Here is a 19024-nt window from a genome sequence, read left to right as displayed (position 1 = left end):
CCGCCAGGCAGCCGCATCAGAACCTGTAGCGGGCCGTGACCAGCACATTGCGCGGATCGCCATACACACCCGTGCCATAGGAACCCAGGCCCGGCATATAGGTCTTGTCGAACAGGTTGTTGACGTTCAGCGTCACCGACCACTGGCGGTCCACGTCGTAGCGCGCCATCAGGCCCACCAGCGCATAGGCACGCTGGTCGGCGCGCGCGTAGGGAGCGGCGGACTGCTGGTAGTAGGTCAGGCTCTGCCAGGCCAGCGACCCACCCACGGTCCACTGCGGGTTGAGACGGTAGCTGGTGCTGAGCTTGAACAGGTGGCGCGGCTGGTTGGTGTTGACCGCGCTGAGGATCACGTCGGGCTGGGCCGGCGCACGCGAAGTGCGGTAGGTGTAGCCGCCGTAGATGTTCCAGGCCGGCGTGATGCTGCCCGACACCTCCATCTCCACGCCCTTGCTGGTCACGCCGTCGATGGCCGCATAGACCTCTTCCCCGGATTGCGGGTTGGCGCTGACGTACTGCGCGGCATTGCGCTGCTGGATGTGGAACAGCGCCAGCGAGGCGTTGAGCCGGCCGTCCAGGAACTCGCCCTTGACGCCCACTTCGCGGCTGCGGCCCGTGAGCGGCGGAAGCGGGCTGCCGGCAGCGTCCTTGTAGTAGGTCTGCGGATTGAAGATATCGGTCTGGCTGGCGTACAGCGACAGCTGGCGGTTCAGGTCATACACCACGCCCGCATAGGGCACGGTCTTGTGCGCCACGCGCAGCGCGTTGTTCACGACGTAGCTGCCGTTCAGGCCCGTGGTGTCGTCCAGCATGTCGTACCAGCTCACGCGCGCACCCAGGATCACCGACAGGTCGTCCGTGGGCCGCAGGCGCGCGGCGCCGAAGACACCCTTTTCCACGATGCGCGTCATGCGGTGGTTGCGCAGCTGGAAATCGGGCCGGGGCACCTGGCCGTCCCACTCGAAGTAGTTGCCCACGGGGCCGTAGGCATTGCTGTAGCCGGGCGCATGGCGGCGCTGGCGCGACCAGCTGGCGCCGAACGACAGCTCATGCTCGCGCCCGAACAGCTGCAACGGCCCGGACAGCGCCGCATTCACGGCCTGCGTGGTGGCATCGGTGGGAATCTTGTTGGACAGCATGTTGATGCCCAGGCCGCTGACCGGGTCCACCATGCCATGGGCTGCCACGCCGACCTCCACGTCGCGCGACTGGCGCAGCCGGCTGGCAGACAGGTCCATCTTCCAGCCATTGCCGAAGCTGTGCTTGAGTTCGGCAAACACGTTGGTGCTGTCGTTGTCCCAGTACGACCAGCGCGCCGCAGGGTTGAGCGAGGTGGGGAAGTGCGTGCGGCTGCCATCCTTGAAGAACAGCGGGATGTGGCCGAAGCTGGCCCCGTCGGCGCGCGTCTGCATGTGGTCAATGCCCAGGCTGGCCACGGTGCCCGGGCCCAGGTCGGCCTCGATGATGCCGTACAGGCTGCGCACGTTGCGGCTGTAGTCGTCCACATGGGACCTGGCGTTCTGCGCCACGGCCACCACGCGGGCGCGCACGCGGCCGTCTTCGGTCAGCGGCGCGGAGATGTCGCCCACGCCGCGCAACCGGTCATGGCTGCCGATGGCCGCCTCGGCCGAGGCCTGGAAGGTCTTGGTGGGCCGCTTGCGCACCAGATTGACCACGGCCGACGGATAGCCCGCGCCCGTGAGCAGGCCTGTGGCGCCCTTGACCACCTCCACGCGGTCATAGATGGCGCTGTCGGCCAGCGAGGTCGTGTACTGGTTGGCCGAGTCCATGGTGTTGGGCACGCCGTCGAACTGGAAATTCTCGATGGCATAGCCGCGCGAGTAGAAGGTGGTGCGCTCGCTGTCGTTGCGGCCCACGGTGATGCCGGGCGTCTTCTCCAGCACCTCCGGCAGGCTGGTCAGGCCCTGGTCGTCCATCAACTGGCGCGTGACCACGCTGACCGACTGCGGCGTCTCGCGCTGCGACAGGCCCAGCCGTGTGGCCGTGCTGGACTGGCGCGTGGCGTAGGAGCCCGTGCCTTCGGAGACCGCGCTGCGCTCGGCAGCGGCCGTCACGTTGACCGTGGCCAGCGTGGCACCGGCGGCCGCCACGGGCGCCACCTGCTCCACGCGCCGCAGCGCATAGCCGCCGCCGGCCTGGCGCACGGCCTGCCAGGCGGTGCCGGCCAGCAGCGCCTCGAAGGCGGCCTCCACCGTATAGCTGCCGCGCAGGCCCGCGCTGCGCTGTCCGGCCGTCTGCTCGGCCGTGAAGATCAGGGCCACGCCGGCCTGGGCGGCCGTGCTGCGCAAAGCGGCATCCAGCGGGCCGGCAGCGACGTCATAGCTGCGCTGGGCCTGGGCCAGAACGGCGGCGGGCATGAGCGCGATGGCCAGCGCCAGCGCGGGGCGGGGCATGAAAAGGGGTTGCATGGTCCTGGGTTCTCCCTGTGTTCCGATATCGAAAATCAAAGCTCTCGGAAACAAGGAAGCGCGGCGCGGGAAATCGGGTCACACCCGGCGCAAAAAAAGCGAAAAGGAAGAAAAAAGCCTCAGCCGCGCACCTGCGCAGGCTCCACCACCACCCACCAGCGCGTGCGCCAGCGCAGTTGCACGGGCAGCGCACCGGGCAGCATGGCCAGCACGGCGTCCGTGCCGTCGATGCCGCCTTCGTCTAGCGGGAACACGCCTGAGAACCGCAGCCCGGCCACGGCCGGATCGGCATGCAGCCAGCCGGGGCGGTAGCGGTTGAGCTCGGCCAGGAAGTCGTCCAGGCGCTGGTTGTCCACCCACAATTGGCCCCGGCTCCAGGCGTCATCCGCAGGGCCGGCCGGCTGCACCGTGCCCCAGCCCGTGCGCGTGAAGTCCATGGCCTCGCCCGCCTGCAGGCGCCGTGCGGTTGCGCCTGTACCGGCCGGGCGCAGCTCCACGGCGCCCTCGAACACCGCCACGCGCGCACCTGCCTGGCTGCTGCGCACCATGAAGCGCGTGCCCAGGGCGCGCACGCGGCCGTGGGCGGTCTCCACCACAAAGGGCAGATCGCCCAGCGCACCTGTGGGATGACCGGTGGTGAACAGCGCCTCGCCGGCCAGCAGGCGCAGCCGGCGCTCGCTGCCGTCGAACTGCAAGGCCACGGCGCTGCCGGGGCCCAGCAGCATGTCCGTACCGTCGGGCAGGCTCCAGCGGCGGCGCTGCGTGCCGGTGGAGTAGTCGGCCGCCATCTGCTGCCACTGCGGCGTGCGGCTGGCCAGCCAGCCCGCGCCCGCCGCCGTGCCCAGGCCCGCGAACAGGCCCAGCAGGCGCCGCCGCGCAGCCCGGGGAGCGGCGGACAGGCCGCGATAGCCCGCGCCACCAGCATTGAGCCCCGTCAGCGCGCCCGTGACGGCCTGCAGATGGGCCCAGGCGCGACCATGGTCGGCGTCTTCATCGAGCCAGCGCTGCCAGCGCGCCCGGTCGGCGGCCGAGGCCTGGCCCGATTGCAGCAGCGCAAACCAGCCGGCAGCCGCCCGCGCCACGCCGGCCGGCAAGGGCCGGCCCAGCGCCTGGGGCGCCTGGATACTGCTGCCGGGTAGCGGCGTGGCGCTGGACAGGCGCCGAGGATCGGAAGGAGGCACCGGCGCCATCAGGACAGCGCCAGCACGAAGCAGCGCTCATAGCCCTGGGCCAGGTAGCGCTTGACGCTGGTCATGGACACGCCCAGGCGCGTGGCGATGTCCGCATAGCTCAGGCCTTCGAGGTTGGCCAGCAGGAAGGCCTCGCGCACCTTGGGCGCCAGCGCGTCCAGCGCCTGGTCCACGGCCTGCAGTGATTCGAGCGCGATCAGCCGCTCCTCGGGCGAGGGAGCCAGCTCGGCCGGCAGCAGGGCCAGGGTGTCGAGATAGGCGCGCTCCAGCAGCCGGCGCCGGTGCTGGCGGATCACAAGATGGCGGGCCACGGTGGCCAGAAAGGGGCGCGGCTGCTCGATGCGGCCGGCCATGCCCGAGGTGATCACGTTGACGAAAGTGTCGTGCGCGATATCGGAAGCCTCGAACACATTGCCCAGCCTGTGGCGCAGCCAGCCTTGCAGCCAGCCGTGGTGTTCGACATAGAGGGTGTGTACAGGATCGGCCGGTGCGCGCATGAAAAGACGGACGCGCCCCGGACTGGCGTGCCGCAGCGCTGAAGCTCGTTTGAGAATGGTTCGCATTCTAAACACGAGCTGTGCGCTCACTGAAACCGGCGCGGCCCAAGACCAGAGACACCAAGCAAGGGCCGCCCCGCCGCGAGGGTGTCGTCCCCCTCCCCCGCGAAGCGGGTAGAGAGGGGGAAGCGGCGCAAGCCGCTCAGGGGGTGCTAAAAGCCTTCGTGTGCACCCAGATAGCGCCACTGGCCCACAGGCAGATTGCCCAGCGTCACGCGGCCGATGCGGATGCGCTTGAGGCCCACCACGCGCAGGCCCACCAGTTCGCACATGCGGCGGATCTGGCGTTTCTTGCCTTCGGTCAGCACGAAGCGCAGCTGCTCGGGGTTCTGCCAGTCCACCTTGGCGGGCTTGAGTTCCTCGCCGTCCAGCGACAGGCCATGGCACAGGCGTGCCAGCTGCTCGGCCGGGAACACGGATTGCACGTCGATGTCGCGGTCGCCGTAGGTCACGCGTACCAGGTACTCCTTGTCCATCTCCGAGTCTTCGCCAATGATCTGGCGCGCCACGCGGCCATCCTGGGTCATGACCAGCAGGCCCACGGAATCGATGTCCAGCCGGCCGCAGGGCGCCAGGCCCTTGAGCTGCGCGAAGTTGAAGCGCGTGCGGCTGGTGTCCTGGTTCCAGTGGTTCTGGGGAGTGACCAGGACCACGGCGGGCTCGTGGCCATCCTCGGCCTGTCCGCTGACGTAGCCCATGGGCTTGTGGATCAGGATGGTGACCTGCTGGTCCTGGCGGTCACGTGCCTCGCGCTCGACCGTGATGCGGTCGGCGGCCACCACGTTCTGGCCCATGACGGCGAGTTCGCCGTTGACGCGGACCCAGCCCTTGTCCACCCACTCGTCGGCCTCGCGGCGCGAGCACAGGCCCATGTCGGCCAGGCGCTTGTTGATGCGCACGGCGCCCGGAACCTGCTCCTGCACGGGCGCGGGGGCACGCTTGACGGGAATCTCGCGGCTGGCGCCACCGTCGGCGGGACGGTAGGTGCGGATGCCGCTGAGCGGACGGTAGGCGGGTTCGGCCTGGGCCGGCGCATCGCGGCGCGGGCCGCGGGCGTCATCACGGCGGGGACCCCGGGCGTCGTCACGGGGGCGATCACGGAAGCCGCCCTCCCGGGGGCCGTCACGTTGCCCATCACGCGGACGCTCGTCGCGCTGGCCATAGGGCCGGTCGCGGCGATCATCCGGGCGGGGCGGACGCGGGGGACGGGAGTCGCGCATGTCGCCCGCATGGCGCGTGTCACGCGCATCACGGGGATCGCGCTGCTCGCGCGGGGCACGGTTTTCGCCGCCGCCATGGCCACGCCAGTCGCCACGCGGCTGGGAACGGTCCAGGTCCTCGGCACGGCCGAAACCGCTGCTGCGCGGGCGCTGATCACGGGCGTCGCCGCGGGGCGCCGCATCACGGGCATCGCCGCGAGGGCCTGCGTCACGGCGGTCGGAGCGCTCGTAGCGTTCATTGCGCCCGCCGCGTTCATTGCGGTCTTTGCGGTCGTTGCGGTCGTTGCGGTCGTTGCGCGGGCCGCGTGCGCCCGCAGATCTGCCTGCGCCACCAGAGGGGCGGCGGGCATCGCCAGCCGGCTCGGCCTGTGGCTTTTCGGGGCGGCGCAGCACAGGGCGCGCGGAGGGCGCGGCCGCCTCGTCGGCGCCGGGCCGGGACGGTTTGGAAGAAGTAGGGGATGACATTAGGCCGCCATTGTCGCGCGGCACGGCCTGCAGCGGCAGCGCCCTGCGGCCAATACGGGCATTGCGCTCGGCTATCGGCCCCGCGCTGCCCCGGCCTGCCGGGCCCCCTGCGCGGCCCCGCAGCGAAGCGCCTGCACGAAGGACGGCACACCCGTTGTGCGAGCCCGATTCCCGTCCATGGCAATGCACCTGGCCCCCAGGCCCATCCCATTCGCTGCATCCGGCGCGATATGCATATTCATATGAATCCCCAATGAAAGATGGATCAGGTTGAATCAACTCGCCACGAAAATTCGCCATCCGGCCAATGAGGAAATAACAGCCCATGGCATTGAATATGTAAAAAACTGTATTTCTCACGAGCGCATTCATTCATTTTCCATTGCAAACCAATCCATTGGGCTTGCCATTTCCCATGTATCTCCCCATAGAATGGCGCCCGTCCAGAGACAGGGGCCCTCTTTCGAGACAACAGCCCTGCGCGCAGCGCCCGCTGCGGCATCCAGACCATCACGCCCGGAATCCCGCCTCATTCAACAAGGAAAACCATGAGCGATACACCCAACCTATTGAATTCCATGCCCTTGAAAGAACAATTCAAGGCGCTGCTCATCACCAAAATGGACTTGACGGGAATCGAGTGGTCCGATATGGAGACCGCCATCGGCCCGAATGCCGACAAATACCGTCCGCTGTGGGAGCGCATGGTCAGCGGGAAAAAGGGATTTTTCGCCGCACTCAGTCCCTGCTGGACGGCCATTCCCTTCATGGGCGTATCCTGGGCCATTGCGCGCCGCGTCTACGCCTATGCCGTGGTGGCCTTCATCACCCTGTTGATCATCAACCTGCTGATGCCCGGCACGGGCGGCGCCGGGCGCGTGCTCGGCATCGCGGTGGCCATCTCGTTCACGGTCAAGCGCACCTACCTGCAATGGCTGGTCACGCGCATACAGCAGATCAACCAGAGGGGCCTGGTGGGCGCTGCGCGCGAAGAGGCGCTGCGCCAGATCGGTGGCCTGGACCAGAAGAACGGCTGGATCTCCTTCGGCGTGCTGCTGGCCATCGGCATCGTGCTGGCCGCCTTCTGAAGCGCCAGGCCCGCAGATCAGCGGTCCACGGGCAGCCGGTCGCACAGGGCCACCAACTGCGCCAACTGGGGGCCCACATCCCGGATCAGCGTGCGGGCCGGCATGCGCAGGCCCGGCACGGCGCAGTTGAACAGCAGCCGGCGCGACCCGTAGCGGATGCGGGAGGCCGCGCCCACTGCGCACACGCCCAGGCCGGAGTCGCCCATGTTGACCGCGAAGCCCCGGGCGGCATAGTGCGCCAGGCTTTCGCTGGCGTTGTCCCTGCAGCGCGCGTATTCCTCGGGCCGCTGGCTGCGCACGCGCTCCAGAAAGCGCTGCAGTTCCCCGGCATCGAGCTGGGCAAGCCCTGCCCGGCCCATGGCCGTTTCCAGCACGCCGCGAACCGCGCCCACGCCGGGGCGCTTGAGCGTGCCGCCTTCCCAGGCGCAGGTATCCAGGTAGACCACATCCAGGTCCATGACCACGCCCACCGATACCGCCCCCTTCACGCGGTCGGCCAGGGCCTGCATGGGCAGGCGCAAAGGCCCCAGCAGCGGCGTGTTGATCACATAGGGGTAGCCCAGGGCGACGGCGGCCGGGCCGACGAAGTAGCGGTCCAGCCGCTCGTCATGGTCCAGGTAGCCCATGGTCTGCAGGCTGCGGCACAGCCTGGACACGGTGGGGCGCGGCAGGCCCAGGCGGCGGGCCAGCTCGCTGTTGGCATGCGGGCGCGGGTCGCTGACGAAGCACTGCAGGATCATCAGCCCCTTGGCCAGCGTGCCCGCGAAATACGGGTCCTGCTCGCGGATGCGGCAGACATCCTGCGAGTCCCTGGGTTGGTGGGCAATGGGGGCGTGGGGCACGGCGCCATTGTGCGGACTGCGGCCACAAGGCCGCAACTGCGTTTCAATAATTGAAACAGCATTGCCGCCTTCCCGGCCGCGCTTCCTACAGTGCGGCCCATGAACCACGCCCCAACCTTCACCCCCCAGCCCGCCGACGCCCGCCTGCAGGCGTTGATTGCAGACATCCGCCATTTCGTGCGCCACCGCTGGCATCCGCTGGAGGATCAGATCGAGCGCGATGACGAGATCCCGCCCGCCGTGGTCCAGGAACTGCGCGACAAGGGCTATTTCGGCTGGAGCATTCCCCAGGCCCATGGCGGCCTGGGCCTGAGCACCGAGGAACTGGTGCGCTGCGCCTTCGAGCTGTCCCAGGCCTCGGTGGCGCTGCGGGCCCGCGTGGGCACCAACACCGGCATTGGCTCCGAAGCCCTGGTGGCCGACGGCACCGAGGCGCAAAAGCAGCGCTGGCTGCCGCGCATGGCGCGCGGCGAGCTCACGGGTTGCCTGGCGCTGACCGAGCCGGACGCGGGCTCGGAGGCGAGCAACATCCAGACTACGGCCCGCCGCGAGGGCGACCACTATGTGCTCAACGGCAGCAAGCGCTTCATCACCAATGCGCCGCTGGCCGATGTGTTCACCGTCATCGCCCGCACCGGCGAAGGCAGCACGGGCAGCGAGGGGCTGACGGCCTTCTTCGTGGAGCGCTCGCCGGGCCTGGTGACGGGCCAGCCCTATCGCAAGATGGGCCAGGCGGGCTCGCCCGTGTCCGACGTGCATTTCCAGGACTGCCGCGTGCCGGCGGACCAGATCATCGGCGGACGCGAGGGCCAGGGCTTCAAGACCGTGATGAAGGTGCTCAACAAGCAGCGCCTGCACCTGGCCGCGCTGTGCACGGGGCCGGCGATCCGCATGCTGGACCTGGCGCTGGCCCATGTGCGCCAGCGCGAGCAGTTCGGCCAGCCGGTGGCGAACTTCCAGCTGGTGCAGGCCATGCTGGCCGACAGCCGCACCGAGATCTTCGCGGCCCAATCCATGATCCTGGAGGCCGCCCGCGCCCGCGACCGGGGCGAGGACGTGGCGCTGTCCGCCTCCATGTGCAAGTACTTCGCCTCCGAGATGTGCGGCCGCGTGGCCGACCGCGCCGTGCAGATGTTCGGCGGCGCGGGCTATGTGGCCGACTTCAGCCCCATCGAGCGCTACTTCCGCGACGTGCGCCTGTTCCGCCTCTACGAAGGCACCAGCCAGATCCACCAGCTCAACATCGCCAAGCTCATGCTGCGCGAGAGCGCCTGACACCGGAGGCCCCCATGAAACGCCCCCTCACCTCGAAGCACCTGGCCACCCTGGGCCTGCTGGCCGCGCTGTGTGCCTGCGCGCAGGCTACCCAGGCGGCCCAAGCGGCACAGACGGCCCAAGCGACTTTTCCCGATCGGCCCGTGCGCGTGATCGTTCCCTTTCCCGCAGGCGGCAGCACCGACCTCGTGGCCCGAGCGCTGTCGGTGGAACTGGGCAAGGCCCTGGGACAGCCCGTGGTGGTGGAGAACAAGCCGGGCGCGGGCAGCCTGGTCGGCTCGGAACTCGTGGCCCGCGCCGCGCCCGACGGCTACACCCTGCTCATGGCAGGCCTGAGCAATGTCTTCCTGCCCCATGTGCACGCCAACCTCAAGTGGAATCCGCTGACCGACTACGAGTACATCGGCCTGGTGGCCGACCTGCCCAACGTCATCGCCGTCAACGCCAAGACCCCCTACCGCACGCTGGCCGAACTGGTGGCGGCCGACAAGGCCAGGCCCGGCACGCTGTCCTTCGGCTCGGCCGGCACGGCCACGCCCTCGCACCTGGTCTGCGAGATGGTCAACCACCGGCTCGGCACCAAGATGCAGCACCTGCCCTACAAGGGCAACGCCCCGGCCGTCAACGACCTCATGGCCGGCCACATCCCGGTGATGTGCAACAACCTGGGCGGCACCCTGCCCTACATGCAGGGCGGGCAGATCCGCATCCTGGCGCAGACCGGCAAGAGCCGCTCGCCCGCCGCGCCCGACATTCCCACCTTTGCCGAGCTGGGCGTGGCCGGGCTGGACACCGGCCTGTGGGTGGGCCTGGCCGCGCCCAAGGGCACGCCGCAGCAGATCGTGGCCACGTTCAACCAGGCGCTGGCCAAGGCCATGGCCTTGCCCGAGACACGCGACAAGCTGGCGCGCCTGGGCGCCACGCCGCTGCCCACGCAGGCGGCGGACTTCCACCAGCGCGTGGCCGAAGACCGCCGCGCCTGGGAGCCCGTGCTGAAGAACGTGGACCTGAAAGGCAACTGATGCAGCGCCAAGGCTATCCGCTGGAGGGTGTGCGCATCCTCGACATGGCCACGGTGCTGGCCGCGCCCTTCTCGGCCACGCTGTGCGGCGACCTGGGCGCCGACGTCGTCAAGCTGGAGCTGCCCGGCGGCGGCGACACGCTGCGCAGCCTGGCCCCCGTGCACGACGGCCACGCCGTGTTCTGGAAAACCGCCAACCGGGGCAAGCAGGGCATCTCGCTGGACGTGCGCAAGGCCGAGGGCCGCACGCTGTTCCTGCGGCTGATCGAGGATTTCGACGTACTGGTGGAGAACTTCCGCACCGGCACGCTGGACCGCTGGGGGCTGGACCTGGCCACCTTGCATGCCCGCAACCCGCGCCTCATCGTGCTGCGCCTGACGGGCTTCGGCCAGACCGGCCCCTATGCGCGCCGGCCGGGCTTTGCGCGCATCTTCGAGGCCATGAGCGGCTTCGCCCACCTCACGGGCGAGGCGGGCGGCCCGCCCCAGCACATGAACTACCCGCTGGGCGATGCCGTGGCCGGTCTGTTCGGCGCCTTCTCCATCGCGGCCGCACTGGCCGAGCGCAATGCACAGCCTCCAGGCGAACGGCGCGGCCTGGAGATCGACCTGTCGGCCACCGAAGCCATGCTGCGCCTGCTGGACCCGCTGGCGGCCGAGTACCAGCTGGGCGGACAGGCACGCAGCCGCACGGGATCGTGCGCGGGCTACACGGCGCCCTCCAACGTCTACCGCACGCGCGACGGCGCCTGGCTCACCGTGGTCGCCACGGGCGATGCCATCTTCGCGCGCCTGTGCCAGGCCATGGACCGCGCCGACCTGGCCGCCGACCCGCGCTTTGCGGACAACGCCGCGCGCATCCGCCACCTGCAGGCGCTGGATGCGCTGATCGTGCAATGGTGCGCAGGCCTGGACTGCACCCAGGCCATGGCCGCGCTGGCCGCGCACGACATCCCGTTCAGCAAGGTCTGTTCGGCCGAGGACGCGCTGCAGGACCCGCATTTCGCGGCACGCGGCAGCTTCATCGCGCTGCCCGACCCCGACCTGGGCCCCCTCACCGCCCCCGCGCCCGTGCCACGCTTCACCGGCCGCCAGGCCCCTTCGCCCCGCAGCGGCCCGGCCACCGGCCAGGACAATGCACGCATCTATGCGGCATTGGGGCTGGATGCGCAGCAGCAGGAGAGGCTGCGGCGCGAGGGCGTGATCTGAAAATGTGCAGTGCTGGCGTCAGATGGCCAGCCGTGCGGCCAGCAGGTCCGCCTGCTCGGCGAACTTGCGGGGATGGGACGTGCGCAGCTGCGCCAGGTTCTGCACCTTCCATCGCACGCCGGGCAGGTGTTCGAGATGGGCGATGTCCAGCGCCGGCCAATCGGGGACTCCTGCGGCCAGCGACAGCAAAAAGCGCCGCTCACTGGCATCCAGCCCTTGCTGGAGCTCCCGCAGCAACCGCTCGCGTGCTGCGAGCAGAGATTGCAGCGACACAGGCTCGGCCGTCATGCCCCGGAAGTTGTTTTCGAAATCGTGCCGGACATCACGCAAGGGAGGAAACAGCACTTCGTGCAACGGCCGGTTGCTGCAGGCCAGATAGACCACGAACGCGCGCCGGATGCCAGGAGTGATGCCGCCGTGCGCGAACAGCTGCATCACATCGAACAGATCACGCGGGTGCTGCCGGTCCAGGGCGGCCACAAGCTTGCCGCCGTACACGTCCTCTGCCGAGACCACGGGAATCTCCAGGTCGGCCATCAGCACATCGCGCGCAGTTGGCGTGAGCGAGGCCTGCCGCACCGGCAGCACCGTGCCCCGCATGACATAGTTCACTTCGATCTTGACCTGCACGGGACCGCGGCGCACCAGCAGCTTGGTCTGGCCCGCTGCAGCCACCGGCGCATGGGTCTGGAAGCCCCGCTTCGTCAGGCGTATAGCCGCTTGCCGGATGGCCTCATTGATCCGTTGCAGCGCCTCGTCGCGCGACGGCCTGTGGTCGGGAAACACCAGGTCCAGATCAACGGACAGACGCGGCATATCGCGCACGAACAGGTTGATCGCGGTTCCGCCCTTCAGCGCGAACGTGTCATCCACAAACACCAGCGGCGCGACCTGTGTCAACATGCGCGCGGTATCGAGATAGGTCTGGTTCATGGCTTGAGCACCAACAGGCCCTCGGCCGACCGGGACACCCAGGGCCTGTCGCTTCCCGTCGGCAGCGAGGCCGTCTCCAGCCTGGCGACCCAGGGCAGCGCCCCCTCGCGCCCGAGTTGAAGGCACAGGCGCACGGTCTTGACGCTGGTGCAGCGCTGCAGAAGTTCACGCAGCACATCGGCGCGCAGGCTGTACGCGCTCTCCACCAGCTCCCTGGCTTCCTGCAGCGGCTGGCGCACGCCCACATCGCTCAGAAGCTCCAGCAGTGCACGCTCCGGCGCCGAGACCTGGGCGGCACCGCTGCGTTGTTCGAAGGGCCCGACATGCAGCAAGGCACCGGGTTGCTCGTCGAACAGCCTCTTGCGGTGGTATTCAGCGGGAAAACGCTCGGTGAACCATGGCGGCAGCTGCCCGGCGGCCCAGCCATACAGCTGCAGCACCGGCTGCTGCGCCACATACTGGCGCATGCCGTACCAGTCCAGCGCCGACTTGCCCCCCACATGCAGGCCCTCCAGGCGGCGCTGCAGCACGCCCAGGCTCGGATGCAGGGCCAGACTGTCGTTGGGCCGGCAGAAGACCCCCCGCATCAGGCGCTTCAGCCAGCCCGCGCGCACGTAATGGACAGCCAGGTCTGCGGAGATGCCCAGCCCTGCCAGATCCTGCGAGGTGATGGGTGTGCCCGCAGGCAGCTGCGTGTAGAGCGCGTTTAATTTGCTTGCCCCGGTCGTAGTCATGCTGCGATTCAAGCACCTATTCCAAACACGGGCAACTTTGATATTTCCTTCCAATCGTAGTTCTACTACGATTTTCAATACTTTTCAAAATTTCATGGTGACATGCATCGGTACTGGTCCATGCCGATGGGTACGGCGCCAAAGCGGACGCCGCGCATGCTCAGGCCGCCCGCCGCGCCGTCGCAAACAGCCCGCTGCGCAGCGCTTCCAGGTCGAGCACGCGCAGGCCGCCGTACTCCACGACGATGGCGTTTTCGCGCTGCAGCACGGACAGCGCCTCGTTGACGCGCTGGCGTGACAGGCCCACCAGGTAGGCCAGCTCCTGCTGGGTGATGCGCAGCACCTCGCCGACGCCGGGATACAGCAGCGGGTGAAAGAGCGCCGCCAGGCTGCGGGCCACGCGCAGGTCGGGGTTGGTGAGGCGGTCGATTTCGCGGGCCGAGATGAACTGGCCCAGGCGCTCGTTGAGCTGGCTCATGACGAAGCGGTTGAAGCCGATGGAGTGGTCCAGCAGCCAGTGGAAGGTGTCGATGGGCAGGCCGGCGACCACGCTTTTGCGGATGGCCTGCACGTTGTAGCGGTAGGGCTCGCGCTTGACGGCCGTGCCCTCGCCGAACCAGCCGCCCGGAGGCAGGCCGGCCAGCGTCATGCTGGCGCCATCGGCGCCATCGGTGTTCATCTTGAGCAGGCCTTCGACCACACCGAACCAGTAGGTGGGTGCGCGGCCGGTGCGGCAGACGTAGTCGCCGGACTGTGCGTCGCCGACGACCAGCGCCTTGTGCGCGCGCTCGCGCTCGGCGGGCTGGAGCAGGGCCAGCCAGGGAATGCCATCGAGTTCCTCGGGTCGGGGCGCACGGCGGCGCTGGTGCAGTGACAGTTCTTGGCTCATGGAGTCGCGGCGAGGGTGCGCGGATGAATCAACAAAACCACCCAAGCATTGCCCGAGGCCAGTGGCTGGCGTGAGCGGGATTTCCAGAAGGACGGCGACCCGCTGCGAACGGGCTGGAGCGCAAGCCCCCCAACGGGCAATGAGACCGTTTTGGCACCATTTGTTACGGCGCGTTTTCCCGATGATGAGTTTCCCGAAGATTGTCGTCAAACAGACACCACGGCGTCAAAGCCAGTCCTACGATGCAGTCCAAGCCGGTGGGTCTCAGCCTGGGCATTTGCACCACGCGGCCACCATCCACGAACAACCAAGGACATGGAATGACGACCACGTTCCCGCACCTGCTGCTCCAGCATGCTGCCCAGCGCCCACAGGCACCGGCGCTGCGCGAGAAGGAATACGGCATCTGGCAGACCTGGAGCTGGAGCGAGGCCGCGCAGACCGTGCGCCACATGGCCTGCGGCCTGGCGGCGCTGGGCCTGGCACGCGGCCAGAATCTGGCCTTCATCAGCGACAACCGGCCCCATGTCTACATGGGCTTCCTGGCCGTGCAGGCGCTGGGCGCCGTGCCGATCCCGCTGTACCAGGACGCGGTGGCGGCCGAGATGCGCTTCGTCATCGAGGATGCCGAGATCGACTTCGCCTTCGCCGAGAACCAGGAGCAGGTGGACAAGCTGCTGGAGGTGCGCGAGAGCGTCCGCGGCCTGGGCCACATCATCTATGACGACCCGCGCGGCCTGCGCCACTACGACCAGCCGGGGCTGATCAGCACCGAGGCGCTGCTGCAAAAGGGCAAGGAATGGGAGGCCGCCCACCCGGGCGCCTGGGATGCCATGCTGGCGGCGCTGTCGCCCGACAACGTGTCCGTCATCCTCTACACCTCGGGCACGACGGGCAAGCCCAAGGGCGTGTGCCAGACCCACCGCAGCTTTGGCGAGTCGGCACGCGGCGGTGTGCAGGTGGACCGCCTGGGCCCTGGCGACAACGTGATCTCCTACCTGCCTCCGGCCTGGGTGGGCGACCACCTGTTTTCCTTCGCGCAGTGGCTGGTGGCGGGCTTCACCATCAACTGCCCGGAGTCGGCCTCGACCGTGTCCATTGACCTGCGCGAGATCGGCCCCAGCTACTACTTCGCGCCGCCGCGCATCTTCGAGGGCATGCTGACCTCGGTGTCCATCCGCATGGAGGATGCCGCGCCGTTCAAGCAGTGGATGTACGGCCGCGCCATGGCCGTGGCGCGGCGCGTGGGATCGGACATCCTGGACGGCAAGAAGGTGGGCGCGCTGGACCGCCTGAAGTACGCGCTGGGCGACCTGTGCATCTACGGCCCGCTGCGCAATGCCATGGGCCTGTCGCGCATCCGCGTGGCCTATACGGCAGGTGCGGCCATCGGGCCCGAGCTGTTCCGCTTCTTCCGCTCCATCGGCATCAATCTCAAGCAGCTCTACGGCCAGACCGAGACCTGCGCCTATGTGTGCATACAGCGCGACGGGCAGGTGGAACTGAGCAGCGTGGGCCAGGCCGCACCGGGCATCGAGCTGAAGATCGCCGACAACGGCGAGGTGCTGCTCAAGGGCGTGTCCGTGCTCAAGGAGTACTACAAGCGCCCCGATGCCACGGCCGAAGTGGTGGATGCTGACGGCTGGTTCCATACGGGCGATGCCGGCGTGATCGACGCCAGCGGCCAGCTGCGCATCATCGACCGCGCCAAGGACGTGGGCAAGACCAGCCGGGGCGCCATGTTCGCGCCCAACTACATCGAGAACAAGCTCAAGTTCTTCCCCCAGATCAAGGAGGCCGTGTGCTTCGGCCACGGTCGCGACCAGGTCTGCGCCTTCATCAACATCGACTACGAGGCCGTGGGCAACTGGGCCGAGCGCCAGGGCCTGCCCTACGGCGGCTATGTGGACCTGGCATCGAAGGCCAAGGTGCTGGAGATGGTGGCCGACTGCGTGGCCCAGGTGAACGCCGACCTGGCCGCCGAAGCCGGTATGGCCGACACGCAGGTGGCGCGCTTCCTGGTGCTGCACAAGGAGCTGGACCCCGACGACGACGAGCTGACCCGCACGCGCAAGGTGCGCCGCGGCTTCATTGCCGACAAGTACGGCGTGCTGGTCGATGCGCTGTACACGGGCAAGCGTGAGCAGTTCATCGAGACCCAGGTCAAGTTCGAGGACGGCCGCACGGGCAGCGTCAGCGCCACGCTGTCCATCATCGATGCCAAAACCCATTCGGTGGCTGCCACCGCCAGGGCCTGACCGGAGCCGCTGACATGACCCACAAGAAGATCGGCGATGTCATCCTCGACATCAAGAACATCAGCCTGCGCTTCGGCGGGGTGAAGGCGCTGACGGACATCTCGTTCGATGTGCGCGAGCACGAGATCCGCTCCATCATCGGCCCCAACGGCGCAGGCAAGAGTTCGATGCTCAACTGCATCAACGGCGTGTACACCCCGTCCGAGGGATCGATCACCTTCCGGGGCAAGACCTTCAGCCACATGAACAGCCGCCAGGTGGCCGAGATGGGCGTGGCGCGCACCTTCCAGAACCTGGCGCTGTTCAAGGGCATGAGCGTGATCGACAACATCATGACCGGCCGCAACCTGCAGATCAAAAGCGGCATCCTGATGCAGGCCCTGCGCCTGGGCCCGGCCCAGCGCGAGGAGATCCGCCACCGCGAGTTCGTCGAGCACATCATCGACTTCCTGGAGATCCAGGCCTACCGCAAGACCCCCGTGGGCCAGCTGCCCTACGGCCTGCAAAAGCGCGTGGACCTGGGCCGCGCCCTGGCCATGCAGCCGCAGGTGCTGCTGCTGGACGAGCCCATGGCCGGCATGAACGTGGAGGAAAAGCAGGACATGTGCCGCTTCATCCTCGATGTGAACGACGAGTTCGGCTCCACCATCGTGCTGATCGAGCACGACATGGGCGTGGTCATGGACATCAGCGACCGCGTCGTGGTGCTGGACTACGGCAAGAAGATCGGCGACGGCGCACCCGACGAGGTGCGCCAGAACGAAGACGTGATCCGCGCTTACCTTGGCACCAGCCACTGAGGGGACTGACATGGGATTTTTTCTGGAAACCTTGTTCGGCGGCCTCATGGTAGGCACGCTGTACGCGCTGATCGCCATCGGCTTCGTGCTGATCTTCAAGGCCTCGGGCGTGTTCAACTTCGCCCAGGGCGCGATGGTGCTGTTCTCGGCCCTGGCCATGGCGCGCTTTTCCGAGTGGATCCCGAAGTGGATCGGCATGGAGCCGGGCTGGTTCACCAACCTGCTGGCCATCTGCGTGTCGCTGGCCATCATGGTGGTCGTGGCCTGGGTGATCGAGCGGCTGGCGCTGCGCCACCTGGTCAACCAGGAGCCCATCACGCTCTTGATGGCCACGCTGGGCATCGCCTACCTGCTCGACGGACTGGGCCCGATGATCTTCGGCAGCGCCGTCTACAGCATCAACGTGGGCATGCCCAAGGACCCCATGTTCATCCTCGACGGCCTGTTCGAGGGCGGCGTGCTGCTGAGCCAGGAAGACCTGTATGCGGCCTGCATCGCCGCGCTGCTGGTGGCCGCGCTCAGCGTGTTCTTCCAGAAGACCAAGACCGGCCGCGCGCTGCGCGCCGTGGCCGACGACCACCAGGCGGCGCAGTCCATCGGCATCCCGCTGTCGCGCATCTGGGTCATCGTCTGGTCGGTGGCCGGCGGCGTGGCCCTGGTGGTGGGCATCATCTGGGGCTCCAAGCTGGGCGTGCAGTACTCGCTGTCGCTGGTGGCCCTGAAGGCCCTGCCCGTGGTGATCCTGGGCGGCCTGACCTCGCTGCCCGGCGCCATCATCGGCGGCCTGATCATCGGCGTGGGCGAGAAGCTCTCCGAGGTCTACCTGGGCCCCATGGTCGGCGGCGGCATCGAGACCTGGTTCGCCTACGGCCTGGCCCTGTGCTTCCTGCTCGTGCGGCCCCAGGGGCTGTTCGGCGACAAAATCATTGATCGCGTTTGACCGTTACGGAGAACCTGCACATGTTTTATCGTGAGAACGGTCAATTCAAGACGACCTACGCATCCGACCAGCAGATCTTCGGCGTCGCCCAGGACCGCTGGGCCATCGTGGCGCTGCTGGCCGTCGCCTTCCTGGTGATTCCCTTCAGCGTCAGCGACTACACCTTCCAGGCCGTGCTGATCCCCTTCCTGATCATGTCGCTGGCGGCGCTGGGGCTGAACATCCTGGTCGGCTACTGCGGCCAGATCTCGCTGGGCACCGGCGCCTTCATGGCCGTGGGCGCCTACGCGGCCTACAACCTGCAGGTGCGCTTCGAGGGCATGCCGCTGCTGGTGGCCCTGATCGGCGGCGGCGTGCTGGCCATGGTCTTCGGCGTGATCTTCGGCCTGCCCAGCCTGCGCATCCGCGGCCTGTACCTGGCCGTGGCCACGCTGGCCGCCCAGTTCTTCGTGGACTGGCTGACCAGCCGCGCCGCCTGGGTGACGAACAACTCCTCCTCGGGCTCGGTGAGCGCGGGCCCGCTGTCCATCATGGGCTGGAAGATCGACACGCCCATGGAGAAGTACCTGCTGTGCCTGGGCATCCTGTGCCTGCTGGGCCTGGCCGCCAAGAACCTGGTGCGGGGCGCCATCGGCCGCGAATGGATGGCCATGCGCGACATGGACGTGGCCGCCAGCGTGATCGGCATCCGCCCGACCTACGCCAAGCTCAGCGCCTTTGCCGTGAGCAGCTTCATCGTCGGCGTGGCCGGCGCGCTGTGGGGCTTCGTACACCTGGGTGCCTGGGAGCCTGCGGCCTTCAGCCTGGACCGCTCGCTGCAGCTGCTGTTCATGATCATCATCGGCGGCCTGGGTTCGGTGGTCGGCAGCATCTTCGGCGCGGCCTTCTTCGTGCTGCTGCCGCTGCTGCTCACCCAGGTGCCTCACTGGCTGGGCCTGCCGCTGTCCACGGCCACGGCGACCTACCTGGAGCACATGATCTTCGGTGCGCTGATCGTGTTCTTCCTGATCGTGGAGCCGCACGGACTCGCGAAGCTGTGGGCAACGGCAAGGCAAAAGCTTCGCGTCTGGCCCTTCCCGCATTGATATGACACCCCCTGAGTCGCTTCGCGCATTCCCCCTCTCTACTCGCTACGCGAGGGAGGGGGACGACACCCTCGGTGCGGGGCGGCCCTT

Annotated in this window: 16 protein-coding genes; 8 read left to right on the top strand and 8 right to left on the bottom strand. The window is 68.1% G+C overall.

Annotation, left to right across the window (positions count from 1 at the left end; all coding sequences use genetic code 11):
- Positions 1-16: 16 nt before the first annotated feature.
- The 4 genes from ACF8ML_RS24515 to ACF8ML_RS24500 form a co-directional block, all read right to left on the bottom strand.
- Positions 17-2428: a TonB-dependent receptor gene (locus tag ACF8ML_RS24515; protein WP_154835893.1), complete on the bottom strand. Its 2412-nt coding sequence runs from the start codon at positions 2426-2428 to the stop codon at positions 17-19.
- A 119-nt stretch (positions 2429-2547) separates the two neighbouring features.
- Positions 2548-3618 carry a FecR domain-containing protein gene (locus ACF8ML_RS24510; protein ID WP_392408220.1) on the bottom strand — a complete coding sequence of 357 codons (1071 nt, stop codon included), beginning with the start codon at positions 3616-3618 and terminating at the stop codon, positions 2548-2550.
- Complete coding sequence (locus ACF8ML_RS24505) at positions 3618-4115, bottom strand: sigma-70 family RNA polymerase sigma factor (RefSeq protein WP_133074139.1); 498 nt, start codon at positions 4113-4115, stop codon at positions 3618-3620. Before ACF8ML_RS24505 ends, ACF8ML_RS24510 begins: the two co-directional genes overlap by 1 nt.
- Positions 4116-4327: 212 nt before the next feature.
- Complete coding sequence (locus ACF8ML_RS24500) at positions 4328-5860, bottom strand: pseudouridine synthase (RefSeq protein ID WP_392408219.1); 1533 nt, start codon at positions 5858-5860, stop codon at positions 4328-4330.
- Positions 5861-6408: 548 nt separating this feature from the next.
- Here ACF8ML_RS24500 and ACF8ML_RS24495 point away from each other — a divergent pair.
- Positions 6409-6948 carry a hypothetical protein gene (locus ACF8ML_RS24495; protein ID WP_046238604.1) on the top strand — a complete coding sequence of 180 codons (540 nt, stop codon included), beginning with the start codon at positions 6409-6411 and terminating at the stop codon, positions 6946-6948.
- A gap of 17 nt (positions 6949-6965) precedes the next feature.
- Here ACF8ML_RS24495 and ACF8ML_RS24490 read toward each other — a convergent pair whose 3' ends face one another.
- Positions 6966-7790 (bottom strand): IclR family transcriptional regulator, encoded by an 825-nt coding sequence (locus tag ACF8ML_RS24490; protein WP_392408218.1) that lies wholly within the window; start codon positions 7788-7790, stop codon positions 6966-6968.
- A gap of 99 nt (positions 7791-7889) precedes the next feature.
- Between ACF8ML_RS24490 and ACF8ML_RS24485 the strand changes: the two genes are divergently transcribed.
- From ACF8ML_RS24485 to ACF8ML_RS24475, 3 genes are read left to right on the top strand one after another with little or no spacing between them, the layout of a single operon-like run.
- Positions 7890-9065: an acyl-CoA dehydrogenase family protein gene (locus ACF8ML_RS24485; protein WP_392408217.1), complete on the top strand. Its 1176-nt coding sequence runs from the start codon at positions 7890-7892 to the stop codon at positions 9063-9065.
- A 14-nt stretch (positions 9066-9079) separates the two neighbouring features.
- Positions 9080-10087, top strand: coding sequence for a Bug family tripartite tricarboxylate transporter substrate binding protein (locus ACF8ML_RS24480; RefSeq protein WP_392408216.1), 1008 nt, complete (start codon positions 9080-9082; stop codon positions 10085-10087).
- Positions 10087-11295, top strand: a complete 1209-nt coding sequence (locus ACF8ML_RS24475; protein ID WP_392408215.1) for a CaiB/BaiF CoA transferase family protein — start codon at positions 10087-10089, stop codon at positions 11293-11295. Before ACF8ML_RS24480 ends, ACF8ML_RS24475 begins: the two co-directional genes overlap by 1 nt.
- Before the next feature lie 18 nt (positions 11296-11313).
- Here the strand turns inward: ACF8ML_RS24475 and ACF8ML_RS24470 are convergent, their stop codons facing one another.
- From ACF8ML_RS24470 to ACF8ML_RS24460, 3 genes are all read right to left on the bottom strand, one after another.
- Entirely contained in the window at positions 11314-12228 is a 915-nt protein-coding gene (locus ACF8ML_RS24470) for a nucleotidyl transferase AbiEii/AbiGii toxin family protein (RefSeq protein ID WP_392408214.1), read from the bottom strand.
- A complete protein-coding gene (locus ACF8ML_RS24465) occupies positions 12225-12962 on the bottom strand; it encodes a type IV toxin-antitoxin system AbiEi family antitoxin (protein ID WP_016446591.1) in 738 nt (245 codons plus the stop codon). Before ACF8ML_RS24465 ends, ACF8ML_RS24470 begins: the two co-directional genes overlap by 4 nt.
- 160 nt (positions 12963-13122) lie before the next feature.
- A complete protein-coding gene (locus ACF8ML_RS24460; RefSeq protein ID WP_016446592.1) occupies positions 13123-13851 on the bottom strand; it encodes a Crp/Fnr family transcriptional regulator in 729 nt (242 codons plus the stop codon).
- Positions 13852-14171: 320 nt separating this feature from the next.
- Between ACF8ML_RS24460 and ACF8ML_RS24455 the strand changes: the two genes are divergently transcribed.
- From ACF8ML_RS24455 to ACF8ML_RS24440, 4 genes are read left to right on the top strand one after another with little or no spacing between them, the layout of a single operon-like run.
- A complete protein-coding gene (locus ACF8ML_RS24455; protein ID WP_392408213.1) occupies positions 14172-16109 on the top strand; it encodes an AMP-dependent synthetase/ligase in 1938 nt (645 codons plus the stop codon).
- A gap of 14 nt (positions 16110-16123) precedes the next feature.
- Positions 16124-16909, top strand: coding sequence for an ABC transporter ATP-binding protein (locus ACF8ML_RS24450; RefSeq protein ID WP_013804350.1), 786 nt, complete (start codon positions 16124-16126; stop codon positions 16907-16909).
- A gap of 10 nt (positions 16910-16919) precedes the next feature.
- Positions 16920-17849, top strand: a complete 930-nt coding sequence (locus ACF8ML_RS24445) for a branched-chain amino acid ABC transporter permease (protein WP_016446594.1) — start codon at positions 16920-16922, stop codon at positions 17847-17849.
- 20 nt (positions 17850-17869) lie between these two features.
- Positions 17870-18934, top strand: coding sequence for a branched-chain amino acid ABC transporter permease (locus ACF8ML_RS24440; protein ID WP_016446595.1), 1065 nt, complete (start codon positions 17870-17872; stop codon positions 18932-18934).
- The last annotated feature ends 90 nt before the right edge of the window (positions 18935-19024 follow it).

Source organism: Delftia sp. WSY_10, from assembly GCF_043104705.1.
Taxonomy (GTDB): Bacteria; Pseudomonadota; Gammaproteobacteria; order Burkholderiales; family Burkholderiaceae_C; genus Comamonas; species Comamonas tsuruhatensis.
This window is presented reverse-complemented; position numbering and strand designations above follow the sequence as displayed.

Coding starts and splice junctions, on each gene's coding strand:
- ACF8ML_RS24515 (WP_154835893.1), bottom strand. CDS start 2,428: ATGCAACCCCTTTTCATGCCCCGCCCCGCGCTGGCGCTGGCCATCGCG.
- ACF8ML_RS24510 (WP_392408220.1), bottom strand. CDS start 3,618: ATGGCGCCGGTGCCTCCTTCCGATCCTCGGCGCCTGTCCAGCGCCACG.
- ACF8ML_RS24505 (WP_133074139.1), bottom strand. CDS start 4,115: ATGCGCGCACCGGCCGATCCTGTACACACCCTCTATGTCGAACACCAC.
- ACF8ML_RS24500 (WP_392408219.1), bottom strand. CDS start 5,860: ATGTCATCCCCTACTTCTTCCAAACCGTCCCGGCCCGGCGCCGACGAG.
- ACF8ML_RS24495 (WP_046238604.1), top strand. CDS start 6,409: ATGAGCGATACACCCAACCTATTGAATTCCATGCCCTTGAAAGAACAA.
- ACF8ML_RS24485 (WP_392408217.1), top strand. CDS start 7,890: ATGAACCACGCCCCAACCTTCACCCCCCAGCCCGCCGACGCCCGCCTG.
- ACF8ML_RS24480 (WP_392408216.1), top strand. CDS start 9,080: ATGAAACGCCCCCTCACCTCGAAGCACCTGGCCACCCTGGGCCTGCTG.
- ACF8ML_RS24475 (WP_392408215.1), top strand. CDS start 10,087: ATGCAGCGCCAAGGCTATCCGCTGGAGGGTGTGCGCATCCTCGACATG.
- ACF8ML_RS24470 (WP_392408214.1), bottom strand. CDS start 12,228: ATGAACCAGACCTATCTCGATACCGCGCGCATGTTGACACAGGTCGCG.
- ACF8ML_RS24465 (WP_016446591.1), bottom strand. CDS start 12,962: ATGACTACGACCGGGGCAAGCAAATTAAACGCGCTCTACACGCAGCTG.
- ACF8ML_RS24460 (WP_016446592.1), bottom strand. CDS start 13,851: ATGAGCCAAGAACTGTCACTGCACCAGCGCCGCCGTGCGCCCCGACCC.
- ACF8ML_RS24455 (WP_392408213.1), top strand. CDS start 14,172: ATGACGACCACGTTCCCGCACCTGCTGCTCCAGCATGCTGCCCAGCGC.
- ACF8ML_RS24450 (WP_013804350.1), top strand. CDS start 16,124: ATGACCCACAAGAAGATCGGCGATGTCATCCTCGACATCAAGAACATC.
- ACF8ML_RS24445 (WP_016446594.1), top strand. CDS start 16,920: ATGGGATTTTTTCTGGAAACCTTGTTCGGCGGCCTCATGGTAGGCACG.
- ACF8ML_RS24440 (WP_016446595.1), top strand. CDS start 17,870: ATGTTTTATCGTGAGAACGGTCAATTCAAGACGACCTACGCATCCGAC.